The sequence below is a fragment of the Synechococcus sp. CBW1004 genome (assembly GCF_015840715.1).
Lineage (GTDB): Bacteria > Cyanobacteriota > Cyanobacteriia > PCC-6307 > Cyanobiaceae > Cyanobium.
This window is the reverse complement of record NZ_CP060397.1, coordinates 2,793,019-2,813,641: the sequence shown is the minus strand read 5'-3', so window position 1 is coordinate 2,813,641 and position 20,623 is coordinate 2,793,019. Positions and strand designations below refer to the sequence as shown.

Annotated in this window: 19 protein-coding genes; 6 read left to right on the top strand and 13 right to left on the bottom strand. The window is 60.4% G+C overall.

The features are described 5' to 3' along the window. The first annotated feature begins 120 nt into the window (after positions 1 to 120). Positions 121 to 297 (top strand): hypothetical protein, encoded by a 177-nt coding sequence (locus tag H8F25_RS13365; RefSeq protein ID WP_197210829.1) that lies wholly within the window; start codon positions 121 to 123, stop codon positions 295 to 297. Between the two features lie 86 nt (positions 298 to 383). Here the strand turns inward: H8F25_RS13365 and H8F25_RS13360 are convergent, their stop codons facing one another. Together H8F25_RS13360 and H8F25_RS13355 are read right to left on the bottom strand one after the other, a co-directional pair. After that, positions 384 to 1,874: a glycosyl hydrolase family 57 gene (locus H8F25_RS13360; protein WP_197213868.1), complete on the bottom strand. Its 1,491-nt coding sequence runs from the start codon at positions 1,872 to 1,874 to the stop codon at positions 384 to 386. 89 nt (positions 1,875 to 1,963) lie between these two features. Further along, entirely contained in the window at positions 1,964 to 2,269 is a 306-nt protein-coding gene (locus H8F25_RS13355) for a hypothetical protein (protein WP_197210828.1), read from the bottom strand. A gap of 214 nt (positions 2,270 to 2,483) precedes the next feature. Between H8F25_RS13355 and H8F25_RS13350 the strand changes: the two genes are divergently transcribed. The 3 genes from H8F25_RS13350 (at position 2,484) to H8F25_RS13340 (ending at position 7,945) form a co-directional block, all read left to right on the top strand. Further along, the gene (locus H8F25_RS13350) at positions 2,484 to 2,678 is read left to right on the top strand and encodes a hypothetical protein (protein WP_197210827.1); all 195 of its coding nucleotides are present in this window, start codon (positions 2,484 to 2,486) and stop codon (positions 2,676 to 2,678) included. A gap of 176 nt (positions 2,679 to 2,854) precedes the next feature. Next, positions 2,855 to 3,016, top strand: a complete 162-nt coding sequence (locus H8F25_RS13345; RefSeq protein WP_370525749.1) for a hypothetical protein — start codon at positions 2,855 to 2,857, stop codon at positions 3,014 to 3,016. A 303-nt stretch (positions 3,017 to 3,319) separates the two neighbouring features. Further along, entirely contained in the window at positions 3,320 to 7,945 is a 4,626-nt protein-coding gene (locus H8F25_RS13340; protein ID WP_197210826.1) for a DUF4114 domain-containing protein, read from the top strand. Between the two features lie 293 nt (positions 7,946 to 8,238). On the opposite strand, the gene H8F25_RS13335 is transcribed toward H8F25_RS13340, so the two are convergent. Then, positions 8,239 to 9,048, bottom strand: coding sequence for a hypothetical protein (locus tag H8F25_RS13335; protein WP_197210825.1), 810 nt, complete (start codon positions 9,046 to 9,048; stop codon positions 8,239 to 8,241). A gap of 39 nt (positions 9,049 to 9,087) precedes the next feature. Here H8F25_RS13335 and H8F25_RS13330 point away from each other — a divergent pair, with 39 nt between their 5' ends. Then, positions 9,088 to 10,629 carry an IS5 family transposase gene (locus H8F25_RS13330; protein ID WP_197210729.1) on the top strand — a complete coding sequence of 514 codons (1,542 nt, stop codon included), beginning with the start codon at positions 9,088 to 9,090 and terminating at the stop codon, positions 10,627 to 10,629. Positions 10,630 to 10,723: 94 nt separating this feature from the next. Here the strand turns inward: H8F25_RS13330 and H8F25_RS13325 are convergent, their stop codons facing one another. Then, positions 10,724 to 11,224 (bottom strand): hypothetical protein, encoded by a 501-nt coding sequence (locus H8F25_RS13325; RefSeq protein ID WP_197210824.1) that lies wholly within the window; start codon positions 11,222 to 11,224, stop codon positions 10,724 to 10,726. 39 nt (positions 11,225 to 11,263) lie between these two features. Here H8F25_RS13325 and H8F25_RS13320 point away from each other — a divergent pair, with 39 nt between their 5' ends. Continuing rightward, positions 11,264 to 12,805 carry an IS5 family transposase gene (locus tag H8F25_RS13320; protein ID WP_197210823.1) on the top strand — a complete coding sequence of 514 codons (1,542 nt, stop codon included), beginning with the start codon at positions 11,264 to 11,266 and terminating at the stop codon, positions 12,803 to 12,805. A 94-nt stretch (positions 12,806 to 12,899) separates the two neighbouring features. On the opposite strand, the gene H8F25_RS13315 is transcribed toward H8F25_RS13320, so the two are convergent. The 9 genes from H8F25_RS13315 to H8F25_RS13270 all read right to left on the bottom strand — a co-directional run bounded on the left by H8F25_RS13315 (position 12,900) and on the right by H8F25_RS13270 (position 20,610). Next, positions 12,900 to 13,367, bottom strand: a complete 468-nt coding sequence (locus H8F25_RS13315) for a hypothetical protein (protein WP_197210822.1) — start codon at positions 13,365 to 13,367, stop codon at positions 12,900 to 12,902. Then, positions 13,364 to 14,884 carry an N-6 DNA methylase gene (locus tag H8F25_RS13310; RefSeq protein WP_197210821.1) on the bottom strand — a complete coding sequence of 507 codons (1,521 nt, stop codon included), beginning with the start codon at positions 14,882 to 14,884 and terminating at the stop codon, positions 13,364 to 13,366. Before H8F25_RS13310 ends, H8F25_RS13315 begins: the two co-directional genes overlap by 4 nt. 151 nt (positions 14,885 to 15,035) lie before the next feature. Next, entirely contained in the window at positions 15,036 to 15,260 is a 225-nt protein-coding gene (locus tag H8F25_RS13305) for a type II toxin-antitoxin system HicA family toxin (protein WP_197210820.1), read from the bottom strand. 2 nt (positions 15,261 to 15,262) lie between these two features. Further along, the gene (locus tag H8F25_RS13300) at positions 15,263 to 15,493 is read right to left on the bottom strand and encodes a type II toxin-antitoxin system HicB family antitoxin (RefSeq protein ID WP_231596844.1); all 231 of its coding nucleotides are present in this window, start codon (positions 15,491 to 15,493) and stop codon (positions 15,263 to 15,265) included. A gap of 235 nt (positions 15,494 to 15,728) precedes the next feature. After that, on the bottom strand, positions 15,729 to 16,127 hold the full coding sequence (locus H8F25_RS13295) for a type II toxin-antitoxin system VapC family toxin (RefSeq protein ID WP_231596843.1): 399 nt from the start codon (positions 16,125 to 16,127) through the stop codon (positions 15,729 to 15,731). Next, on the bottom strand, positions 16,127 to 16,387 hold the full coding sequence (locus H8F25_RS13290; RefSeq protein ID WP_197210818.1) for an antitoxin: 261 nt from the start codon (positions 16,385 to 16,387) through the stop codon (positions 16,127 to 16,129). Before H8F25_RS13290 ends, H8F25_RS13295 begins: the two co-directional genes overlap by 1 nt. Positions 16,388 to 16,424: 37 nt before the next feature. After that, complete coding sequence (locus H8F25_RS13285) at positions 16,425 to 16,634, bottom strand: HigA family addiction module antitoxin (protein ID WP_197210817.1); 210 nt, start codon at positions 16,632 to 16,634, stop codon at positions 16,425 to 16,427. Positions 16,635 to 16,798: 164 nt separating this feature from the next. Then, positions 16,799 to 20,152 (bottom strand): type I restriction-modification system endonuclease, encoded by a 3,354-nt coding sequence (gene hsdR, locus H8F25_RS13275; RefSeq protein ID WP_197210816.1) that lies wholly within the window; start codon positions 20,150 to 20,152, stop codon positions 16,799 to 16,801. A gap of 320 nt (positions 20,153 to 20,472) precedes the next feature. Further along, entirely contained in the window at positions 20,473 to 20,610 is a 138-nt protein-coding gene (locus tag H8F25_RS13270; protein ID WP_197210815.1) for a hypothetical protein, read from the bottom strand. Between the last annotated feature and the right edge of the window lie 13 nt (positions 20,611 to 20,623).

Here is a 20,623-nt window from a genome sequence, read left to right as displayed (position 1 = left end):
GCTGCCGGGATCGAACGCCGGCCTTCCCCGGCGGACCTAGGGTCTGGGCCCCTGAGATCGGCCCGTGTCGCACGCGCAGCTCCGGCCGATCCTGGCCCGTATCCAGACAGCGTCGCGACCATGAGTGGCTATGTGATCCGCCGGGATGACGGCCTCGAGGACGCCATCGCCGGTCGCCGCTTCGAGCGCTACGACGACGCCCACGTGGTGCTGGAGCGCTACTACGCCGACCTGTGCTGCTCGGATGATCGCGCGTACTACCGGATCGAGCCGGAGGCGGACAGCGGGACGGACTGAGGCAGAGACTGCGCCGATGGCAGGCGGCGGCGGGCTGAAGCACGACCGGACAGCCTGGCCCCCCTCAGCGGGATGGGGATCCGCCCTCAGGCTTCCGCCTGGGCCAGCAGTGCCTCGCCGCGGCGGTGGATCTCACGGGCGTGGTCGGTCCAGGCACCCTGCCCCCAGTACCGGAAGCAGCTGGTCTGCAGCAGCAGCAGGTGGAGCAGAGCCTCCTGATAGGCGGGCGAGCGGGTGAGAGCCGGATCGCGCTCCACCTGCGGATCGAAGACGCGGTGGAAGCGGGCGCTGAGCCGCTGCATCGGCTCGAGCACATTCTCGTAGCCCTCCACCCAGCTGAGGTTGTTGGTCCAGGAAGCACCATCCATCGAGAAACCCGGATCGGTGGCCTGCAGCTCGGCGAGGGCCGCCTCCGTGGCTTCCAGCGTGGGTGTCCCCCCCACCTGCCGCCAGAGGCGGTGCTGCCCGACGGCCTGAATCGGCGGAAACGCCTCGCTGGAGACACCGGCGGCCCGCAGCAGCTCGAGGTATTCCGTGCCGTTGAGCGCCACGGTCCCGGCGGCCGTCGCGCCGGAGGCAGCCGCACGGGCAGCAAGGCGCTGGTGGGCCTGCAGGAAGGCAGCCGGGAACTCATTCATCATCACGCCACCGTTCTCACCGTCGGCGATCTGGCTCACCAGGGGCGGGATGGTGGTGTCGCCGAGCGGCACCGGGCCGAGCCCCAGGGCCTCGTAACAGGGCTGCATCTGCCCCACCAGCTTGGTGTCGGAGCCCTGCGTCTTGATCAGAGCGGTGATCGTGGCCGTCTCACCAGTGGAGCTGCGCGCCACCAGCCGGTTGGGGCCGTATCGCTGCTCGTGACGCAGAGCCGAGCCATCGGGATTCTCGACGCTGTGCTCCTGCAGCAACAGCCAGCGGTAACCGCAGTCGTTGAGCGCCGACACCAGGGCGAAGAGGGTGTCGGGGTGATTGGGCAGGGCCATCTCCGGCAGCGAGAAGCCCTGCACCCGCTGCAGCGCCTCGGATCCGAACAGGGCGGCGAAATGGTGCTGCCAGGCCTGAATGTGCAGCTTCAGATCGGGGATGGGCGTGGAAGGAGCCACCGCATGGCCCCAGAAGGTGCCCAGCCATTCGACGTGGGGCACCAGCGCCGGATCACAGGCGAGCCGATGCAGGGCCTCGAGAATGTCGTGGCGGCCCATCTGCTCGAACCCCCACAGCAAGGTGCCGGAGTAATCGAGCATGAGGCGCGGATCGCCGCCTTCCCTGATCACCTGCGGGATCAGATCCACCATGCGCCGGTAGCAGTGGGCGAACGGTCCGGCGTTGTGGTTGTCCCCCTCGCCGGGATGCTCGAACATGAACTGCAGATGGGAGATCAGCGCGCCATCGGCACCGGCCGGAATCGTGGGCTGATGCATGTGCAGGGCGCAGGCGAACGCCGAGCGGATCCGGTCGAAGCGCGGGCCGTGGCCCACCGGAGCCGGACGTGACGGACCCGGCGGCGTCTCCTGGCGCCTCAGGGCCAGCAGTGCGGACTCTTCACCGCTGATCGGCGGCAGATCGGGGCGGATCATCGGCGCCGGCTCCAGGGTCCCCATCATCGGCAGCGCGGAGGCCAGCGGCATCAGCGCCGCCACAGACCACGGCCGGGGCTGCAACGCGCTCAGGCCGTGGCGCTGCAGAGCACCGGACCGGCATCCACACGGCTGGCCCGGGGGGCAGTGTCGGGATGCTCGGACCGCCAGCGCTCAACCCAGCGGGCGGCGATGGCGTTGGAGCGCTCCGCCGCCTCCTGGCTGTCGAACACCGTGAGCGAGATCATCCGGCCCGCCGCCTCGCCCACATCAACGAAGTGATACGAGACGAAGCCGGGCAGGGCCTCCAGTTCGGCCAGGAGACCCTCCCTCAGGGGATCGAGAGCGGCGCGGACATCCTGAATGCCCTCGTATTCACGCAGGGTGGCGTACATGGCGGCGTGAGGCGGTCGGAGGACCCTCACTCAAGCAGCGCCGGAGCCGACCGGCCGCCGCCAACACGGATGCGAAGAAACAAAAAGCCCGCACCGGATCACACTGTATCAACCGCTACCAGATGCTTGAATAACAGAACGTTGATCCACCCCCGTGGTGGACGCAGAACGCTCCGCGCCAGGCAACGGGGACGCGGACCCTGTGGAGAACGCGATGAACGTGCTCGAACTGATCCGCAACCGGATCCTCAAGGACCAGCGCCTCGATGACGCCCAGTACCTGATGGCCAAGGCCTACCGCGGCGTGGCCTACGTCGACGCCCACCACGACGCGCCGAAGAGCGCCGGCGACGGGAACCGGACGCTCACCTACCGCGGCCGGCACTACAGCCACCCGCAGGCCGGCTGATGCTGCGCCGGCGGAGCGGGCGACCTGATTCAGGCGGGTCGGGTCGCACGCTCCGGCGCGGCCCCCGTGGAGAGCGCCCGTAGGCCCAGCGGAAGGCGGGGAGTCAGGGAGAGGCCTTCGAGCAACGGTGGCATCCCCTCCCCCACCTGCAGCGCGACCCGGAGCTGAGGCGGCAGGTGGAGGACGCGATCACCGCCGACGAGGTGGCGCTGCTGGCGCAGAAGCCGGGCCATTCAGTATCAGGCTGTGACATCCTGCGCTTCTCCGGCCAGTCAGCCGATGGCGTGCGGGTGACACGCATCGACCATCCAGGGGAGTATCCGGGGCCGTACGACTGATGTCGCCCCCTGGGATCCGGCGATCCAACGAACACGAGCGCAGCATCACCGCTGGCTCCGTTCACCACTGACGACCTGACGCAAGAACAGCGGATTGAGCCACGGTCGCTTCGACGATGCTCACGGGGGAATCTGTGGCGACGATCTGCGACATCTGCAGGCGCATCCACGACAGCCACCAGTCGCTCTCCTGTGCAGGATCGAGACCTCCTGTCACAAAGGCCGTGCTGAAAAGCACATCCACGGGCGGCGAGCCCGCAGCTGGCACCGTGACTATGCTGATTAAAACTTTTCTTTTGCCTGATGCCCACGATCACAGCCAACACGTGGGTCCCCACAGGCAATGACTATGTGATTGACGGCCTCTGGGGCCGCCTGGGTGTTCAGAAAAACTTTGGTGAAACCTATATCTCGGGTGCCACTAATGGACTAGCCGTCAAGGACGCCGGTGACAAGGTGTTCCTGTACGCCGGTTCCGTGAACGGCGGCGTTCACCTCCGCATCTACGACAAGGCAACGGACAGCTGGGGTGACCGCTGGGAGTGGATCAGCAAACCTGGAAGCGACTATCTCGGCTCCCAATCGATCGGTGTGCTGGCCATTTCAGATGATGGTCAGTATCTAGCGGTTGGGCAAGGCAATCCGTCTGGTGACCAAGCCATAGGAGCTCCCAGCCAAGGGGTTCAAATCGGCGCGATCCAAGCCGATGGCTCCATCGAATGGCTTCCAATATCAGAGGAAGCGCAGCAAGCCTTGTCAGGCAGCAATATTCGCAGCATGGAATGGATAGAGAATCGCTTAATTGCGTCAAGCTGGAATGGCCCTGTAGAAGGAGGAAGATTTTTTTCAATCAGCACATCACCCCAAGGAATTACCAGTGTCAGCGCCAGATCATTGCCGGCAAATCTTTATCTCAGCAAGGGGGGCGGCAAGTTTGTAGTTTCAGGATACCAAGTCACAAATACAGAAACTGTAATATCCATAAACGATAGTTTTATCTCTTCAAATCGCCAAGACGGATCGCTAATCATTCTGCAGGGCGAGAAATATGGACAGCTGCTGCAACAACTTCGGGCCTATGATGAAAGCAATAAAGGACAATTAAGCCTGCCCGCCAGAACAGCCACCCACCCAGACCTAATCAATGGAGAGCTGATTAGTTTTTTGGGGGTATTTTCGGGATCATTGGAGTCAAATCTGCAGCAAGGACCCATCAAGTTCGTTGTTAGACTCCGCATAGATCCAACATCGCAAGAACTGATCGATTACAAAGTAGCCTCGATCGACTTTGGCGACATAGGCACCAATCAAGCTAGTAATTTCCGTTTCTACGGAAATTTTTCACTAGCAGCTGATCCGCATGATCCCACAGGCAACGTGGTCTTCGTGGGAGGCAATCAATTTGGCAAGGCAGAACTGGCAAACCCAACAGTTAACGGTGGCTTGGTCCGCCTGGATTTCAGCGATGACGAGCCAGGCATCACAGAAACGCTCTACGGACCCAAGATCGATACCGAAAACGACAAACTGTTCATCCCCTTCTCACCAGGTCAGCCCCACGCTGACAGCCGTACGATCGCCTTTTACGAAAGCAAGACTGGGCCGAAGCTGATCCAGACAGATGATGGCGGCATCTGGCAGCTCGGGCTCGAAGTGGGAGCGACAGGAAGCAGCGCCCAACAAGGTGCATGGTGGCAGTCGTTAACAACAAAAGGATTAAGTACTCTCGAAGTGAATATGGTGAGCTGGGCTTCACAAAGCAACAGCATTGCCAGCTCCTATCAAGACAATGCTGCATCGCTCGGCTATTACGGCGATGATCACGCCACCAATTTCTGGGTGGGTGATGGCCAACTGGCATTTTTTGATGACTCTGACAACAGCGAAACTTATTCAGGCTATCTCAGTGGATATGGATATTTGAAGCTTGGGACCATCGGAAGAATTGAGTACAACCGGGAAGGGTATATTCAGTCAAGACAGACCTCACCATTTTATCTTCAGCGGTCTCCCGATCAATCCCCAATCCCTTGGAAATGGACGGCAGAAAGTCAAAGGCCAGGTGCCTTTGATGTCTTTATTCTTCCTACCGAACCGCATGCCTACAAGGAGAACAGCATTGCGCTATCCGGTCAACTCAACATCTACGAAACAATAAGATCTCCTCGTTCACTACCAGAGAATGCACTTCTCTTCCAGCCACTACTCGAGTCGGATTTCGAGCCCATCCCCCTGGGAGACAACAAATTTACATATCTGAATCCAACCGCTATTGACAATCAAGGAGATCCCGACGAGGGAACCATTGGCAGTCTGTATGTTGGAGCATTGAACAAAGAGGGAAAGCCAACGATTTATGGCAGGACATCCAACTCATCAGGCAATTACACGCTCAGAGAAGTTGATTTTGGCGACGATCGCGACAATTTTTCGAGCAAAGGACAAATCCTTGACCTTGCCCATAAACATGGCAGCAATGGAGATACTGTCTATTGGATTCAAGGTGGAAGCTCTCTTCAATATGCTAATTATTTCAATTTGGCCATTCCCGCAGAAGATCAAGTTCTCGGAATCATGACCCCTGATGGGGCCATGGAAACGCTGAAGTTAAAAGACTACGGCGTTAACACTGAAAAAGATTCATATGGTTACCAAGCGCTCGTCTTTGTACCCGGACGTGGCGATCGCCCTGATCAACTCGTCATCGGCGGGCTGAACGGCGTCTGGTCGATCGAACTCGATAGCGATGGTATTCCCGTCGGTCAATTTGCTCCCATGCCATGGCAAGGACTGCCTGCCGGAGTAGCGCCGGGAAGCTACGTTAAAACGATTCAATATGACCCTCAAGATGATCTGCTGATTGCCGGCACACAAGGACGAGGAAGTTTTCTCTACAGCTTTTCGGGTGAACTGGGCGCCCGCTCTCAGGGTGATGAACTCCTGCATATCTCAGATGTCATGCTTGCACAGAGTTCTTCCGCTGCGGTCGACAAACGAGGCAATCAGCAAAATAGCACCATTGCCCTTCAACTCAATAGCGAACTGCAGTCTAAAGAATCCCCCACCGAGGTCGAAATCATTCTGCATGAGGCCGACAAATGGCGAGAGTGGATGGAATTGGTTTCTCCCTACGACATAAGCCTTTCAAATAATGATAATTTTATCAAACCAACCAGTACTGCCGGCCAAGCTGTGCTGCAGTATCTCAACATTTTAGACCCCTTAGGCCTCGAATACCGCGGCGGCAGAGAAGAGAACGGTGATATCATCATGCCTTTCACTTTCCCCGCAGGGGTGTCCCTCTACAATCTGATTGTCAATCAGAAAGAATTTCCATACCCTCGAGACCCCATCTCACTACATTTCTCGGTAAGAACGATTGATAACGCAAACAAGAAATCAGCGATGCTTGAATTGGTTCCTGAGAGCGCCAGCACAAGAGCCGTTTTCAATGGAAGCAGTTTAGGGTTTGAAGGTGATTATTTTTCTAATATATCCTTTACCCTCGAGACAACCAATAGGATATTCGCAGATTTGATTCCTGAAAAATACAAGGTACTTGGTTCCCCCATCGTCAATGCGTATAATATTACTCCCTCCATCGCAGGATCAGATGCAATACTTCCTACGACCAGCCAAAACCATGTCACAAGGACGACGCTCCCAATTGACACCTACACGCTTCTGAGAGCCAATCGTTCACTCAACAGCGTCCCTGACCCGGGTCGCTGGCTTTTTGCAAGCACAGCCAATATCTTTGATCCAGCCAAGGATCAGGTAAGGCTGGAAAACGTGATTACGTATGACCCAACAAGTGGCTTTGGCTCACGCTTCTACGATCTGAGTGGCGATGGCTATGCCGATCACCTCAGCATTTCTGCCAATGCCTCACAAACTCAATTCTCAGAAAATGTTTACGCAAACTTTGGAAGCGTGGCCATTCAACCACAATTTATCTCCATTGATAGTCGGCAGGTCTTACTTGCAGATGGTGTCGAGTCAAACCAGAAATATCCATTCAATATTCGGATCAATGCTTCGGTTCATTTAGACGAACGACCTGCCACCACCAGTTCCATTGGCTACACGATTCTTAATCCGGGTGAAAATCTGATCGACTTCAGCAATACCCTCTTCACTGAGCGAGCCAAAACACTGATCACGATCCTTGGCCACTCCGTTGATCTGAGCGCGATCCCAGAGAATGGTGATTTCCTGAGTGAAATCCTGATCAACAATGGGCAACGCGTGATGTTTTTGGAGGTTGAGGGAGGCTCCCTCGATCAACTCTCCGGTTTGAATGACACTCGCCTCAGCTGGTTTGAAGCGACAGTGGTGCCTGTTCAGGACAGCAAAATGCTTGCACTCAGCAATGCGAATCAAACAGCCCTCACCGTCAATATCACGCCAGGCGTTCAAGGCATCAATCCTTTGATCGCCGATCTGCAGAATCAAGCTCCGATTCTTGATTTCACTGCCTTCGCCACCGACCAAACGATCACAGGCACCCTGGCCTACGGCCGGGAAGCCGCGCTGGATTCCAGTCTGGGCTGGTATGTGATCAGCCGCGCCGATGGCGCCATCACAGCCGCCAATGGCGACACGCTCCTACCCGGAGATGTCTCCTACATCCAGGAGGCCCTGCGGGCTGAAAACCTGGTCGATCCCCTCACCGGGATTCAGATCAAGGACCTCGAGATCAGCAGCAAAGACTTCTCGATCAAAGGTGGAAGGCTCCTGGCTCCCTTCGCCAAGGTCAGCAATGGTGAAACGTATTTCGCTTTTGCTGACGCCAACTCGGATCGTCTCGAGCACTTCTACAGCTTCGGCACCAACAAGATCGGATTCGAGGATCTGAAAGGCGGTGGCGATCGTGATTTCCAGGACTTGGTTCAGATGTTTGACTTCAAGATCGATCTGCTTGCCTGATCCGCAAGCGACCGCAGCCCCCCGTCTCAGCCATGAAGTCCGCAGGGTCTGCCCGGTCCACCTGGGGCCCAACCGGCGACTCGGCTTCCCCCGGTTCTCTGGACACGTCGAGAAGGGTCACACCATGACCATCAGACTATTCTCAGATGACCAATCCCACCAAGACCCAACGGCGGTTCAGGGCGGTTCACGGCGCAGCAGACGGCGGAGGCTGTTGAGCCGAGGTGCTCCTGTTCAGGGCCACCGCTGTCCCATCGGCCGTGTGCAAGCCGGAAGTCGGGGCGCCCGCTGGATCAGCCCACCGCCTCCAGCAGCACCTGACCGTCCTCATCGACGGTGTCCCGCAGGCTGCCGCGGCGGCGCTCCTCCGCCAGCTGCGCCCGGAACCGGGCGGGATCCAGCTCCGACGCCGCCAGCAACGCCCTTTCGCTCAGGGATCCGCATTCGCGCAGGAGTGTGGCGAGACCATCGGGCGGCACGGGGGCGGCATCCAACAGGCTCGGAACCGGGCTGGCTGCAGGCTTTCTGCGACCACGCCGCGAGGGTTTGCCAGCAACAGATTCCGCCTGGCGGGCCGCCCGGATCCGGTCGAGCAACACACTCGCCGGCTCATCGCTGGGGTCCTGGGGCACCAGCTCGCCGCGGAACGCCTTGGCCAGCAGTGCCGGCGTCAGCCGTTCGACGATCCTGCGGGCGGCGCTGAGCCGGGCTTCGAGTTGATCGGCGAGGGAGAAAAGGGATTCGACGCGATCGATGATTTCGCTCTGCTCAGCAGGGGGCGGCATTTGAATAGGCAGTTGCCCGAGCGTCTTTTTGCTGATTGACGCAAGATTTGTCGTTTGCTTGCCTTCGCCCAAAAAATGGTCGGCACCGCGAGTGTTTGACCACCAGGAAACAAACTTCGGCTGATCATCCGGACTCAGCAGGCGCGCCCGGAATACATGGTTCTGAAATACGCACTGATCAATCTGGCCCTCCCACACCCAGCCGCGCCCAACCTTGTCTCTGTCCCCTCCCTCGTTAAATAGGGACTCCTGAAAAAGCCAGATCGACTGCAGCGCAGCTGGTTTCAGCGGTCGAGGCTCGCTAAACTGGCCTTGCAAGGGGCAATCGATGATTGCTGCAACTGTTCAACCCAGTAGATGTACCGGAAACACCATAACGGGCAGCTTTCAATCGAGGCGTTCCATCTCCCTTTTGGCGGAACATTGGACCCGGACAACCGCTGGGTGATCTTCTCCTCTCTGATGCCATGGGAAGAGCTGGAAGAAACGTATGCCCCTCAGTTCAGCCCCACGACTGGTGCCCCCGCGAAGTCTGTGAGATTGGCATTTGGTGCGCTGTTCATTAAGCAGCGCCTTGGCTTGAGCGATGAGGAAACCGTCGAGCAGATCCGAGAAAATGCATACATGCAGTATTTTTTGGGTTTTGCCGGCTACACCAGTAAATCACCATTCGACCCGTCGATGATGGTGCATTTCCGCAAGCGTTTCTCAGAGGATGACCTCAAGCGGATCAACGAACTGATTGCAGAACGCGGTAAGGCCATGGTGATCGAGGCTGTGTCGTCACGGCAAGATGACGACCACCCCGACGATCCAAGTGTTGATGCTGGAACCCAGATCTCCATTGACGATTTCGTGAAGCCAGCAGATTGGCCCGAGGACAAGAACTGGGGAACATTGACCATCGATGCCTCTTGCACGCCAGCCGACATCACCTATCCCACTGATCTGAAGCTACTCAATGAGGCGAGGGAGTCAACCGAACGAATCATTGATGATCTGCGCAGTCAGCACCCAGATCTGCGTAAGCATAAGCCTCGATATGATCGAGGCAGGGCGCGTGCTGCTTTCCTCAATGTCGCCAAGCAGAAAAAGCCACGTCGTCGCAAAACAAAAGCCGCAATACGCCGCCAGCTCGACTACCTGCAGCGCAATCTTGATGCCATCGATGCCCTGATCGCCTCTGGCGCAAGCCTTTCGGGTCTCAAGACGCATTGGTGGAAGAAGCTTCTCGTGATCAGTGAGCTGCACCGACAGCAGACGATCTTGCTGTACTCCAAGACACGCAGCATGCCCGACCGCATCGTCAACTTGATTCAGCGACATGTTCGCCCCATTGCTCGTGGCAAAGCAAGAGCCGCTTTTGAGTTTGGTGCCAAAATTAGTGTTTCCGTGCGCAATGGCTTTGCCTTCCTTCACAGGATCAGCTGGGATCCGTACAATGAGTCCGAAGACTTGATTTCACAAGCCAAGAAGTACAAGCGAGAGCATGGCTGCTACCCTGAGCGCATCTGCGCCGATCGCATCTACATCAACACTAAGAATCGAAACTTCTGTACGAGGAACAATATCCGACTATCTGGCAAACGACTTGGGAGGCCACCGAAGGATCCAGGAGTCAACGCTGTGCACAAGCAGCAGCTCAGCGCTGACCAGCGCAAGCGAAACGAGGTTGAGGGTGTCTTTGGTTCAGGGAAGCGCAAGTATTCACTTCAGTTGATCATGGCTCGCCTGCCTCAGGGTGCAGAAACGACGATCTCGATGGCATTCCTGGTGATGTGTGCCGAGAAGATCCTGAGGCTCCTCCGCCTCTTTTTTGTCGCGATTTATTCCTGGTTTTTGTGCGTTACAACGTCTTGGCTGGCTCTTGGTGGCGCCAAGAAGCATTTGCCAGTTTGAGGCAGCCGAATCGCCGGTTGCTGTAAAGCCGCGGATTCGAGCTGCCATCACCCCTGTTCGTCGGCTTGCCCCAGTGAGGCACGCGAGTCGTTTTTCAGGAGTCCCTAAATAGGATGTCGCCCTCCTCCAGAAGCAAGGAATCGATCTTTCCTGGGGGAACTCGAATGAAGGAGATCTCCTTGAGGTCAAGATAGCCTCTCTGGACGTTGGCGACCCGCAAGTAAGGAAACTCGGGATACTCATCAACCTGCTTTTTTGAGTCCTTCGTAATTCCTCCCTGAATGGAAGCGATGTCGTCAAGAACGCAAGCCTTCCAGTCCTTGCTGCTGCCCCGCTCCTCCCGCCACTCCCGCGTCAACTCCCCCGAGGTGGCCGCCGCCAGCACCACCTGGCGAAAGCGCTTGAGCAGGGCCTCCACGCCATCGAGCCGCTGGCGGCAGGCGTCGACGGCGGCCAAGGTGATGTCGAGCTTGGCAGCGATGCGGCGTTGTTCGTTGAGGGGCGGAACGGCGACAATTAGGGACTCCTGAAAAAGCCAGATCGACTGCAGCGCAGCTGGTTTCAGCGGTCGAGGCTCGCTAAACTGGCCTTGCAAGGGGCAATCGATGATTGCTGCAACTGTTCAACCCAGTAGATGTACCGGAAACACCATAACAGGCAGCTTTCAATCGAGGCGTTCCATCTCCCTTTTGGCGGAACATTGGACCCGGACAACCGCTGGGTGATCTTCTCCTCTCTGATGCCATGGGAAGAGCTGGAAGAAACGTATGCCCCTCAGTTCAGCCCCACGACTGGTGCCCCCGCGAAGTCTGTGAGATTGGCATTTGGTGCGCTGTTCATTAAGCAGCGCCTTGGCTTGAGCGATGAGGAAACCGTCGAGCAGATCCGAGAAAATGCATACATGCAGTATTTTTTGGGTTTTGCCGGCTACACCAGTAAATCACCATTCGACCCGTCGATGATGGTGCATTTCCGCAAGCGTTTCTCAGAGGATGACCTCAAGCGGATCAACGAACTGATTGCAGAACGCGGTAAGGCCATGGTGATCGAGGCTGTGTCGTCACGGCAAGATGACGACCACCCCGACGATCCAAGTGTTGATGCTGGAACCCAGATCTCCATTGACGATTTCGTGAAGCCAGCAGATTGGCCCGAGGACAAGAACTGGGGAACATTGACCATCGATGCCTCTTGCACGCCAGCCGACATCACCTATCCCACTGATCTGAAGCTACTCAATGAGGCGAGGGAGTCAACCGAACGAATCATTGATGATCTGCGCAGTCAGCACCCAGATCTGCGTAAGCATAAGCCTCGATATGATCGAGGCAGGGCGCGTGCTGCTTTCCTCAATGTCGCCAAGCAGAAAAAGCCACGTCGTCGCAAAACAAAAGCCGCAATACGCCGCCAGCTCGACTACCTGCAGCGCAATCTTGATGTCATCGATGCCCTGATCGCCTCTGGCGCAAGCCTTTCGGGTCTCAAGACGCATTGGTGGCAGAAGCTTCTCGTGATCAGTGAGCTGCACCGACAGCAGACGATCTTGCTGTACTCCAAGACACGCAGCATGCCCGACCGCATCGTCAACTTGATTCAGCGACATGTTCGCCCCATTGCTCGTGGCAAAGCAAGAGCCGCTTTTGAGTTTGGTGCCAAAATTAGTGTTTCCGTGCGCAATGGCTTTGCCTTCCTTCACAGGATCAGCTGGGATCCGTACAATGAGTCCGAAGACTTGATTTCACAAGCCAAGAAGTACAAGCGAGAGCATGGCTGCTACCCTGAGCGCATCTGCGCCGATCGCATCTACATCAACACTAAGAATCGAAACTTCTGTACGAGGAATAATATCCGACTATCTGGCAAACGACTTGGGAGGCCACCGAAGGATCCAGGAGTCAACGCTGTGCACAAGCAGCAGCTCAGCGCTGACCAGCGCAAGCGAAACGAGGTTGAGGGTGTCTTTGGTTCAGGGAAGCGCAAGTATTCACTTCAGTTGATCATGGCTCGCCTGCCTCAGGGTGCAGAAACGACGATCTCGATGGCATTCCTGGTGATGTGTGCCGAGAAGATCCTGAGGCTCCTCCGCCTCTTTTTTGTCGCGATTTATTCCTGGTTTTTGTGCGTTACAACGTCTTGGCTGGCTCTTGGTGGCGCCAAGAAGCATTTGCCAGTTTGAGGCAGCCGAATCGCCGGTTGCTGTAAAGCCGCGGATTCGAGCTGCCATCACCCCTGTTCGTCGGCTTGCCCCAGTGAGGCACGCGAGTCGTTTTTCAGGAGTCCCCAATTAAACGCGCGAGACTTTCTCTCGTCAGGTGCTTAATTGTGGTTCCAGTGAAGGAATCAGAAAGGGCACCCGTCTCAGAGCGATGCCGCAGCATATACATAAGGATCTCAGGCTCGATTCCCCCATGGCTACGAAATCGATGGAGAGCTTTCTGATACACGAAGGCATTGGCTCCACCACGCCAAACCGCGCACCGACCGGGCTCACCGCCTTCACAAATAAGAAGATCCCCGTCGACGATTGACAGCTTCTCAATCTCATCCGGGGAGGCGAGAAGCGACAAAACATCCTCGACCTGAAATCTAAACCATCTCACATTGAGATTTCGGAGATACTGAACAGGGATTCCCTGATTTTTTGACTTGTCAAGCATTTTCCCCAGCCTGAGTTCTCCCAGGTCATCAATCGGAGCAAGCTGCCAACCCGCCGGCAGCTCTGGCCGCTCCTCCTTCACACCAACTCCTCCAGCTCTTCCCCCAGTTCCGCCAGGATCGCCCGCAGATCATCGAGGGCGCCTTCCAGTTCGCCCATGGCGTCGCGGGCCAGTTCGGATGGTTCCGGCAATTCGGAGGCGTCTTCGGCGGAGTCGTCCTTCAGCCAGGCCAGATCGAGGCTGTCGCCGCGCGATGCGATCTCCTCGCGGCTGAAGCACTGCCAGCGGCCTTCGGGTCCGGTGGCTGTCCGCGGCGCCAGGCCCAGCGGATCCGGCCCATAGGCCTCCTCGAACGCCGCAAAGTGCTCGCGGGTGAGCGGCGTGCGCTTGCCGAAGGCCGGCATGTTGGCCCGCAGGTCATACACCCAGACTTGTTGTGTTTGACCTCGATCCGTGTTGCCCCTCTCCGCCTGATCGTGATGAACAGGGCCCCGCGTGAAGAACAGCACATTGGTCTTCACGCCCTGGGCGTAGAAGATGCCGGTGGGCAGCCGCAGGATCGTGTGCAGGTTGCACTTGTCCATCAGGTCGGCCCGGATCTGCTTGCCCACGTTGCCTTCGAACAGCACGTTGTCGGGCAGCACCACCGCCGCTCTCCCACCCGGTTTCAAGGCCCGGATGATGTGCTGCAGGAAGCAGAACTGCTTGTTGCTGGTGGGAAAGGTGAAATCATCGCGGCTCGGCAGGCCGCCGCCCTTCTTGGTGCCGAAGGGGGGATTGGTGAGAATCAAGGAGGCCGGCGGCAGCAGCAGCCCATCGCTGCTGAGGGTGTCGCCATACCAGATGCCGCATTGCCCCGGCCGCGAATCCAGGCCATGCAGCATCAGGTTCATCAGCGCCAGCCGATGCGTGTCCTGCACGTGCTCCATGCCATAAAACGTGCCCTCGTAGAAATTTTTCTGCTGCTTCTCATCCAGCTGGCTGATGTCGTAGTGGTCGCGGATCCAGTGCAGCGCCGCGATCGGGAAGCCACCGGTTCCCCCCGCCGGATCCTGGATCACATCCTCCAGGGTTGGTTGCATCACCGCCACCATCGAGTCGATCAGTGGCCGTGGGGTGAAATACTGGCCGGCACCCGATTTCTTTTCCTCGGCGTTCTTCTGCAGCAGGCCCTCATACAGATCCCCCAATCCCTCCTCGCGGGCGCTGTACCAATCCAGCTTCTCGATCTCGCTCACCAGCCTGTTGAGCGTCACCGGCTTCTTGATGAACGAGCTGGCATTGGCGTAGATCTCCTGCACCAGCGGTGAGCTGCCGCTTTCGCTGCTGCCCAGCTCCAGCAGCAGCAGCTTGTACTGATTCAGCTGCTGGGTGCCATCGCGTTTCTCCAGCTCGTCCCAGCGCCACTCCTCGGGAATCCCCTGCTCCTGGCCCGTCTCCTTGGCCATCTTCAGGAACAGCAGATAGGTGAGCTCCGTCACGTACTGGTGATAGGTCACCCCGTCATCCTTCAGCACATTGCAAAGGTTCCAGAGCTTGGCGACGATGTCGTGGGTCAGCCTGTCGTGGGTGCCGCTGTGGAGGCTGGTGCGGGTCATCACGGGGTCGCCTCCGCGCAGCGCTGCTGCAAGGGTTCGATGGCATTGCGCCGCGGCAAGCACCGGGGCGCACGGGCGGATGGAAGCCGCTTGGAACGAGGGCTGTCCAGGGGCGGATCGGCAGGCATGGCCCCATTCTGAACAGCCTGGTTCAACGGTGGCGGAGGAACTCCTCCACGGTCATGCCGATGTCCTTGGCGATCTGACGAAGCAGCGGTGGGGCGATGTCGCGACCCTGATGGGCTGGAACAGTGGTGCCGCGCCCACGGGCATCGCGGAACTGCAGATGCGATCCGCGTTGACGGACAAGCTCGAAACCCAGTGTCCGCAGGATGTCGACCACCTCCGAGGGCTTGAGAACCGGTGTGGAGCCCACGCTCAGGCCGGAACCACAATCTGCTGCAGGCCGACGAAGTCGCTCTCCAGGTTCGGCTCGCCGTCCTCCAGCAGCATGGCGATCACCTCCTGGAGGTTGGCCTGCAGCTCATCGAGCGTCGCCCCCTGGCTGTGAGCACCGGGGAAGCCAGGCACATGACCCACAAGCAGACCGGTCTCGCTGCAGCGTTCGATCACAGCCGAGTACGTGCGCATGAGCTGGCCGGCCTTCATGGGTTGGATCGTAGACACCGCAGGTGGGCTGGTCGATTGGAGTGGGAACGACATCGGAGGGTGATGGTCTTCTCCCTTCACAAGTGCCACCGCCTGTCACATCGCTCAGGCGCATTGAGTGATCGATCGGTCACCCCGTCGTCCTTGAGGACATTGCAGAAGTTCCACAGCTTGAAAACGATCTCTTGCATGAGCCGGTCGCCGGTGGGGCTGTTGCTCGTCATGCTTCCCGCCATCACCAGGCCTCCAGCTGCAGCTCGGGCACGTTGGCGAAGGCCCGATCCGCGGTCACCAGGGTGCAGCCTTCGCTCAGGGCATGGCTGGCGATCAGCAGATCCATCACCGCAAATGGCTTGCCCTCCCGTTCGAGATCGGCGCGCAGCCGCCCGTAGATTCTGGCGCAGTCGTCCGTCCAGGGCAGGATCTCCAGGGTTTCAAGAGTGGCCTCCGCCAGCGCGCGCAACCGAGTAGCCGCCGGCCGCTTCTCCAGCCCGTAGCGGATCTCGGCCACCACAATCGCCGACAGACAACAGCGCTGTTCACGCACCCAGCCATCCAGGCGTGGCGAGAGCCGGTTGAGAAAGGCGCTCACGGCGTTGGCATCGAGCATCAGCCTCCCCTCTGCCGCAGACATCAGGGAAAGTCCACCGGTTCGACAGGACTGGTGTCGTGCAATCCCTCGAAGAAGGCATCCAGCTCCTCTCGGAAGCCAGGCTCCTGCAGCAACGCATCCCTCAGCTGCAGCAAATCGCTGGCCGACGGCCGCACCGGCGTGAGCACCACCGCGCCGCTCTCGGGATCGCGATACACCTCCACCTCCGTTCCCTCAAAACGGAATTCGGCCGGCAGGCGCACCGCCTGGCTGCGGCCGTTGCGAAACAGCTTGGCGCGCATGGCCTTCGGCACCATCGCGGTCGATACCCAGTCTAGATCAGGTGGACTGGAGCGGCTCGATCGCTGGGAGCACGTTTGCCAGGGCCTGCTTCGCCAGCTTCAGGTCGTGGCTGGTCTGCATCCGCAGCCAGAACCCCTCGCTGAAGCCAAAGAAACGGCAGAGGCGCAGATCGGTGTCGGCGGTGATCGCGCGCCGCCCCTTCACGATCGCGTTGATGCGGCTCTCCTGGTTCGCCGCCCTCGTCATTGGCCTGCCAGATCTCCACCGCCCGCTGCTCGGGAAACAGCAGCCAGCCCAGCTGGGCGCCATTGGCGACGTAGGCGGCCCTCTTGCGGCGCAGGGCCTCGGATCCACCCGGACCGTTGAGCTGGCTGCGGCAGCTGGCGGAGCGGGTGCTGCCCTGATGGGCCTCACGCCGCCCACACCTGGCGCTGAAACTCCTGCAGCACCCCCTCCAGCTCGCCGCCGAACACCCGGTTCAGCCGCGGCCAACCGCCCCCCTCGCGCCGGAACAGCAGGGCGTCGTCGTCCAGCGCTTCGCGATCCACGATCGTGATCGCCTTCGTTTGGTTGGCGATGCGCTGCAGCCAGTCGCGCTGCGGCTTGCTCCAGCTGCGCGAGGCCAGGATCCGCTGCAGGGCCCGCTCCACCCGCTGCTCGTAGGGCATCAGCGGATCGCCCAGGGCCGCCTGACGGATCCAGCCCATGATCGAGGCGGCCATCTCCTGGTTGGTGGTTTCACGCCAGGCGGTGGCCAACGTGGTTTCGCTGTAGCCCCGCTGATCCAGCGCCAGCTTCAGCTCGCGCAGATCCCTGCGGCTCAGCTCCCAGGGTTTCGTCAGCACCGTGGTGAGGGCGGGCAGGTGGTTGCCCGGGTCGCGCACGAAGGCGCTGAAGCCCTGCAGGTAGTCCTCCGGACGCTTCGCCTCGCCGTAACCCCGTTCGATGGCGCGCAGTTCGTCGTCGTGTTCGGAGAGGAACTGCGGATCGGCGCGCACCTCCCACTGGGCATCGAGCAGCTCACCCAGCCCCTCGATGCTCGCCAGCCAGCCTCTGGCCTCCCCCTCCGGCAGCCCCTGCAGGCGGCTGATGAAGGCCTCGGGTTCCTCGCCGCTCAGCAAGCGGAAACGGGCCTCGGCGGTTTCGCTGAGATGCCGCTGCTTGCGCCGCAGCTTGGCGATCAGCTGCTCGCGCACCAGCTGCCACTCCTCCCCCTCGGTGCTCTGCAGCTCCTCCAGCAGCTGGGAGAAGGGGATCTTGGGGTTCACCACCACCGGCTTCATGTCGGTGAAGTCCTGCAGCGCCTCGTACAGGCCCACCGCGTCGAAGATGCGGAAGCTGTCCTTGCCGATCGCCTCGCACAGGCGGGTGGCGCGGCCGATCATCTGGTCGTAAAGGATGCGGCTGTTCACGCGCCGCAGAAACACGATGTTGCCGATCGCCGGCACATCCACGCCCGTGGTGAGCAGATCCACGGTGACGGCCACATTGGGGAAGCTTTCATTCTTGAAGCGCCGGATCAGCTGCGCCGGCTTGTCGCTGCTGCCGGTGATCTTCGCCACCGCCTCATCCGGCACGCTGCCATAGCGCTTCGCAAACGCCTCCTTGAGCAGCAGCACCACCAGATCGGCGTGCTTGTCGCTGACGCAGAAGATCAGGGTTTTGAAGGGCGAAAATGGATCGAGTTCATCGGCCAGAAACTCACACACCACCCGGTTGAAGGCTTCGGTGATCACCTGGCGGTTGAAGGCCTCCACCTCGAAATGCAGCGCATCCGGGGTGGTGAACAGATCGAGCTGGCCGCTGCGGGGATCGATCGTGGCCACCTCCTCGCCGGCCTGCCAGACGATCCCTTCGCTGCTCAGCTTCGTGCGGATGCGAATCGGTGGTTCATGATCCACCAGGTAGCCATCCACCACCGCCTCGCGGTAGCTGTACACAAACACCGGATGGCCGAAGATCTGCACCGTGTGCAGCGCCGGGGTGGCGGTGAGCGCCACCTTCACGGCATCAAACATCTCCAGCACCCGCCGGTACTTCGACACGTAGTCGTTGAAATCGCGGAAGCGCAGCTCGCGATCGCTCAGCTCCCGATCCAGCAGATAGCCGCGGTGGCATTCATCCACCACGATCAGGTCGTAGCTGTCCACCGTGGGGCGTCCCTCCTCATCCCCCAGCAACAGCCGCTGCGCCATCGCCTGCACGGTGGCGATGTGCACGCGCGTGTCGCTCTCCAGCATCCGCTCGCCCAGCTGCTTGATGCCGAAGATCTCAGCGAAACGCTGGGTGCTCTCCACCTTCGTCTCCTTGAAGGCATCGCCGGCCTGGATGCCGAGCTCCTCCCGATCCACCAGGAACAGCACCCGCCGGAAGCGGCCGGTCTTGAGTGCCCGGTAGATCAGGGCCACGGCGGTCCTGGTTTTGCCGGTGCCGGTGGCGCAGGCCAGCAGGATCTCCCGCTGCTGCGCCGCGATCGCCGCCTCCACCGCTTCGATCGCCCGGCGTTGATAGGGCCGCAACTGAAACCCGAAGCTGAACGCCTCGCGGCGCAGCTTCTCCTCGGCGCTGTGGATGTCCTGCCGGGCCAGCTGGCGCAGCCCTTCCGGCGAATACCAGCCCTCCAGGGGAACCGGCAGGTTGGTGCTGCGGCGCAGATCGCGGAACCAGATGCCACTGCAGGTCTGCAGCTGGCGCAGGAAGGGGCGGCCGTTGGTGGCGAAGGCGAAGGGCAGGCGGAACTCCCCCTCCTCCCCCCAGCCCCCGGGCTGCAGCGCCAGCTCCTCGCCGGCCGCCAGATCGCGGCAGTAGCGCTGGGCCTGGGGCAGCACGCCGGCCACATCGCGGTTGGCGCGCTTCGCTTCCACCGCCGCCAGGGGCGTCAGCCCGGCGAACAGCACGTAGTCGGCCGGGCCGCTGCGGGTGGGCCATTCGGCGATCGCCAGGTTGCGGTGCTTCTCGGGCCGGGCGCCCTGGCTGTAGCGCAGCCGTTGGCTGTCGGCTTCCCAGCCGGCCTGGCGCAGCTGGGTATCGATCAGATCCCTTGTTTCGGCTTCGCTCAACTCGAGTCGTTCGGCCGCACGCCGCGAGGCCTGCCGCCGGGCCGTCAACACGGCCGGATCCTCGCGGCTTGCGGCGGCCTGCAGCGCCGCCAACCGGGCCGCCAAGGCCGCCTTGTCGGCTTCCACCGCCGCAGCGAGCTGCTCCCACTCCTGCTGCTCCTGCAACGCCTGGCGCAGCTGGGCTTCCGTCTGGGCCAGCTGCTCACTGGCCAGACCTTCCGAGGCCTGATAAGCCGTCAGCGCCTGGCGCAGCTCGGCCAGCTCCGCCTGCAGCGCCTGATCGCCATCGTCAGGCGGCTGCGGCGGTTGAAACGGTCCGCTGCGGAAGTCCGGATCGGAGAAGGTGCGGTGGAACCACACCCCCAGCTGCCAGGCGAAGCGCAGGGTCTTCAGCGCTGAGGCGTGGTCGCCCTGGAGCTCGTGGTTGGCCTTGTTGCCCCGGCGGCGCACCTCGTGGAACAGGTCCGCCACCTCCCGGTCGAGCACGCCCTCGAACGTCAGGCGCTGCACCAGCTGCTGCTGGGTCTCCTCGACCCGCAGCTCCATCCCGAAGCGGCTGGCCGTCTGCTGCGCCAGCAACTCACCCAGCTGCCGCAGCTTGAGCAGAGCCGTGTTCGGATCGTCCGGGAAATAGCGCTCCGCCAGCGCCCCCAGCCGGAACAGCTGGGCGTCATAGGGGCGCAGGTGGCGGAAGTTGGCGCTCATCCCATCGCCACCCATGGTCTGATCCTGGTTGCCATCAGCCTGCGGCGTGGCGCCAAGGCGCGAGGGGAGCCTGCAGATGACACATCAGATCCGGATCAGCAACTGCCATGGCCCAGGCCAGGGATCACGGCGCTTGAGCTGAGCCTAACGGGCTCGAATCATGCTGACATCGCTATGGCTTGTCTGCACAGCCCCAGGGTTGCGCTCGCGCCTCCTCCCCAGCCGTCGCCCCTTGCTGGCAGGCGCTCTGGCCTCGCCTGAAACGGAGTCAGCGGGTGCTGCTGTGGGCCGGGCGCAGCAACCGCGGGGCCCATGTCGGTTCAGAACTTACGCAGCTCCCGGCGCGCCCGGGGGGGATCGCCGGAATGGCGCTGGTTGGCCAGCAGGATCGAGCCGGTGACCAGCAGCAGGCCGAGCACGGCGATCAGCGGCCAGCGCTGCGATCGCCGGATCGTCACGGAACGCCTGCGG